A 1,153-nucleotide genomic window follows, 5' to 3' on the forward strand; every position below is an offset into this window, starting at 1 on the left:
AGGCCGGCCGCCTGCAGCCGGCCCACCGCCATGGCGCGCAGATGGCAGGGCTCCGGCTGGGTGGCCAGCGGCAGCGGCCCGGGCGGCGCGGCAAAGCCGGGGGCGGCGAACCAGGCGAAACCCTCCTGCAGCAGCACCTCGCCGCCGCGCCGGCTTTCGTCGTGGCGCAGCACCACCACCGCATCCAGCTCGCCGGCATCGTAGCGGTCCAGCAGGTCGCGCGTGCCGCCGACCCGCAGATCCACCACCGCCCCGCCGCCGAGGCGCGCCAGCAGCCCCGGCAGCTCGGCGCCGACGATATGGTGGCTGAGCCCGATGCCGAGCCGCGCCGCCGGCCGCTCGAACACCGCCAGGGCGCGGCGATGCGCCTCCACCAGCAGCCTGGCCTGGTCGAGGAAGGCGGCGCCGGCCGCGGAGAGGCGCACGGCGCGCGGCGTGCGCTCCAGCAGGCGCTGGCCGAGGCGATCCTCCAGCCTTCGCAGCTTCAGGCTGACCGCCGCCTGGCTGCTGTTCAGCACCCGCGCGGCGCGGGTGAAGCTGCGCAGCTCCGCCACCAGGACGAAGGCATGCACGGCATCGGGGTCCAGGCTGCGCATCGCCTCCACCATATCGAACCGATATCACTGAAAGCAGGAAGCGGTGGGTTCTGCAATGACGGGGCGGCGGGCCAGGCTGGCGCCATGTCCACCACCACCGCTTCCGGCCCGGGCGCGCAGCTCTGGGCCATCCTCGGCCTCGCCATGCTCACCCAGATGGCGGGGTCGATCGTCTCGCAGGGCGTCTACACGCTGGTGCCCGTCTTCCGCGACGCCTTCGGCCTCAGCCGGGCGGAGGCGGCGCTGGCCGTCACCGTGATGAATGGCGGGCAGATCCTCTCGCTCTTCCTGCTCGGCCGGCTGATCGACCGGCATGGGGAGCGCGCGGTGGTGGCGCTGGCCATGCTCGGCATGGGGCTGGCCGCCGGGCTCGGCGCGCTGCTGGCGCAGCATTACGCCACGCTGCTGGGGTCGCTGCTGGCGCTCGGCATGCTCTATGCCGCGGTGCAGCCGGGCGGCACCCGCGCCATCCTGCGCTGGTTCCCGCCGCAGCATCGCGGGCTGGCCACCGGCTGCCGCCAGGCGGCGGTGCCGCTCGGCACGGCCATCGCCGCGGC

The 1,153-nt window shown here is 74.8% G+C and carries 2 protein-coding genes; one reads left to right on the plus strand and one right to left on the minus strand.

The features are described 5' to 3' along the window. Nucleotides 1-596, minus strand: a 596-nt coding sequence (locus tag HMPREF0731_RS19275; protein ID WP_040614067.1) for a LysR family transcriptional regulator, incomplete at its 3' end; no start/stop codon positions are given. Between the two features lie 84 nt (nt 597-680). Between HMPREF0731_RS19275 and HMPREF0731_RS19280 the strand changes: the two genes are divergently transcribed. Further along, nucleotides 681-1,153: MFS transporter (locus tag HMPREF0731_RS19280; RefSeq protein WP_040614065.1), on the plus strand; the 473-nt coding region annotated here is incomplete at its 3' end.

This window comes from Pseudoroseomonas cervicalis ATCC 49957, assembly GCF_000164635.1.
Taxonomy (GTDB): Bacteria; Pseudomonadota; Alphaproteobacteria; order Acetobacterales; family Acetobacteraceae; genus Pseudoroseomonas; species Pseudoroseomonas cervicalis.